The organism is Vibrio sp. D173a, assembly GCF_030248475.1.
This window is the reverse complement of record NZ_JAHGAH010000207.1, coordinates 1-2,941: the sequence shown is the minus strand read 5'-3', so window position 1 is coordinate 2,941 and position 2,941 is coordinate 1. Positions and strand designations below refer to the sequence as shown.

General features: G+C 46.2%; 3 protein-coding genes. 2 read left to right on the top strand and 1 reads right to left on the bottom strand.

Annotated features, from left to right (window positions below; all coding sequences use genetic code 11):
* Positions 1-174: 174 nt before the first annotated feature.
* Positions 175-720: an oligoribonuclease gene (orn, locus tag KIV40_RS19690; protein ID WP_012126478.1), complete on the bottom strand. Its 546-nt coding sequence runs from the start codon at positions 718-720 to the stop codon at positions 175-177.
* Positions 721-849: 129 nt separating this feature from the next.
* On the opposite strand from orn, the gene rsgA reads away from it, so the two are divergent.
* Together rsgA and asd are read left to right on the top strand one after the other, a co-directional pair.
* Positions 850-1,914 (top strand): small ribosomal subunit biogenesis GTPase RsgA, encoded by a 1,065-nt coding sequence (rsgA, locus tag KIV40_RS19685; protein ID WP_041853445.1) that lies wholly within the window; start codon positions 850-852, stop codon positions 1,912-1,914.
* Between the two features lie 116 nt (positions 1,915-2,030).
* A complete protein-coding gene (gene asd, locus KIV40_RS19680; protein ID WP_012126480.1) occupies positions 2,031-2,888 on the top strand; it encodes an archaetidylserine decarboxylase in 858 nt (285 codons plus the stop codon).
* Positions 2,889-2,941: the final 53 nt, after the last annotated feature.

Sequence of the window (2,941 nt, the reverse complement as noted above, 5' to 3'; positions counted from 1 at the left end):
CAACTGAGCTAGTGTCGCATCAACAACGTTTCCGTCGTTCAGGGCTGCGAATTATAAGAGCATTTTTTTGTGATGCAAGTCCTTCGTTCAAAAAAACTTTATTTTTTTGCTGACAGATGAAAAAGCAAGCAAAACGCTCATTAATTACAACAATTTGGATCGCAGCCTTAACAGTTAGATCTTAAAGATCGTTTCGCGGTAGTACTTTAGCTCAGCAATCGACTCACGGATATCATCCAATGCTAGATGCGTGCCCTGCTTCGAAAAACCGTCTAACACTTCTGGTTTCCAGCGGCGAGTCAGTTCTTTTAGCGTGCTCACGTCCAAATAACGGTAGTGGAAGTATTCTTCCAATTCAGGCATATGCTTGTACAAGAAACGGCGATCCTGACCAATGCTGTTACCACAAATTGGAGAAACACCCTTTGGTACCCATTTCTCAAGAAATTCGATGGTCTGCGCAACAGCATCTTGTTCAGAAACATCACTGTTACGAACGCGCTCAACCAAGCCACTTGAAGTGTGCGTATTGGTACACCAATCATCCATCTTCACCAGCTCTTCTTCAGGCTGATGTACAGCAAGAACAGGACCTTCAGCCAAAATATTCAATTCACTATCCGTGACGATAGAAGCAATTTCGATGATTTTGTGCGTTTCAGGATCGAGGCCTGTCATCTCTAAATCCACCCAAATCAGGTTTTGATCGCTAAAGGACATGGTTACGCCGCCTATTTGTTTATCGATAAAAGAGGTACTATACCTGAAAATACTTGAAACACGATACTCACGAGTTTGAGCCGAAAGCGTGCTCAATCAACTGAGTTAACTCACATTAAGTACAAGATTGTGGCAAAAAAGAAAAAGTTAACCAAAGGTCAGGTGCGCCGCGTACGCAGCAACCAACAAAAACGCCTAAAAAAGCAAGAAGAGTCCATCCAGTGGGATGAAACCATGCTAGGCGCAAGTAAACAGGGTCTCGTCATCACTCGTTTCGGTCAGCACGCTGACATCGAAGATCTAGAAACAGGTGAGGTGCAGCGCTGTAACCTTCGTCGTGGTATCGAATCACTGGTATCCGGCGATCGCGTACTTTGGCGTGAAGGACTTGAATCAATGGCAGGTATTTCTGGCGTGGTTGAAGCCGTAGAACCTCGCACATCGATGCTAACTCGTCCTGACTACTACGATGGCTTGAAACCTGTCGCCGCTAACATCGACCAAATGGTGATCGTGTCTTCGGTTTTGCCTGAGCTTTCACTCAACATCATCGACCGCTACCTAGTGGCGTCCGAAACACTGAACATTGCCCCGCTATTGGTACTCAACAAAATCGACTTGCTTGCTGATGAAGATCGAGCAATGTACGAAGAGTGGCTAGAAGAATACAAACGTATCGGCTACAAAGTACTGTTTGTAAGTAAACAATCAAGCGAGGGCATTGCAGAACTTGAAGAGCAATTGCGTGATCGTATCAATATTTTCGTTGGTCAATCTGGCGTAGGTAAATCGAGCCTAGTAAACGCACTGATGCCTGAACTTGAGCAGGAAGTGGAAGAAGGCGAGATCTCAGAGAACTCTGGTTTGGGTCAGCATACAACCACAGCCGCTCGCTTGTACCACATCCCAACTGGTGGCGATCTGATTGACTCTCCAGGAGTACGTGAATTTGGTTTGTGGCACTTAGAAGCAGAAGAAGTGACCAAAGCGTTCGTTGAATTCCGCCCTTATCTTGGTGGTTGTAAGTTCCGCGACTGTAAACACAATGATGATCCTGGCTGCATCTTGCGTGAAGCAGTAGAGAAAGGCGAAATTAGTGAAGTGCGTTTTGAAAACTACCATCGAATTCTAGAAAGCATGGTAGAAAACAAAGCCAACCGTCAGTACTCACGTAACAAGAAAACGGATCTTTAACTGAGTTAAGACTGCAACTGTGTAAGAAATCATCACCTAATACTGACAAGCAGATGAAATTTCAGTAACATCACGCGCCCTAAAGCGAGAATCTAACAGAAGTATCGGAATTAAAGATGGACAAGATTAAAGTTGGACTGCAGTACTGGATCCCACAACATGGACTAACACGTCTAGTGGGTAAACTGGCCTCAGCTGAGGCTGGCGGTCTAACAACAGCAGTCATTCGCTGGTTTATCAAGCAATACAACGTGAACATGGATGAGGCGAAGCACTCCGATCCTAAGCACTTCAAAACCTTCAACGAGTTCTTTGTTCGTGAGTTAAAAGACGGCGCACGCCCAATCGCGGAAGGCGATGCCGTGATCACTCACCCTGCGGACGCGTGCGTAAGCCAATTTGGTCCGATTGAAGATGGTCAGCTTATCCAAGCTAAAGGCCATAACTTCTCAGCACAAGAACTGCTTGGCGGTGACGCAAAACTGGCTGAAGAGTTCCAAGATGGCTCTTTCGCAACCTTGTACCTATCGCCTCGTGATTACCACCGTGTACATATGCCATGTGACGGTACTCTGCGTCAGATGATTTACGTACCTGGAGATCTATTCTCGGTGAACCCATTAACCGCAGAGAACGTGCCAAACCTATTCGCACGCAATGAACGCGTAGTATGTATCTTTGATACTGAGTTTGGCCCAATGGCACAAGTACTGGTTGGTGCAACCATCGTAGGTAGCATCGAGCAAGTATGGGCTGGCACTATCACGCCACCACGTGGTAACTCGGTTTACAAATGGGACTACCCAGCAGAAGGCGATAAAGCAGTTATCTTGAAGAAAGGTGAAGAAATGGGCCGCTTCAAGCTTGGCTCAACCGTTATCAACCTGTTCGTAAAAAATGCTATCGCATTCGATGAAAGCATGGAAAATGGCAAGCCGACCGTAATGGGGACGCCATACGCGCACCAGCAGTAAGCTTTTCCGCTCAAACTGATTTTAAAGCCTCCGCTCGCGGCTGTCTCTTGATC

What these genes read in the sequence shown, in the direction of transcription:
- asd (WP_012126480.1), top strand. Translation starts at nt 2,031, where the DNA reads ATGGACAAGATTAAAGTTGGACTGCAGTACTGGATCCCACAACATGGA.
- orn (WP_012126478.1), bottom strand. Translation starts at nt 720, where the DNA reads ATGTCCTTTAGCGATCAAAACCTGATTTGGGTGGATTTAGAGATGACA.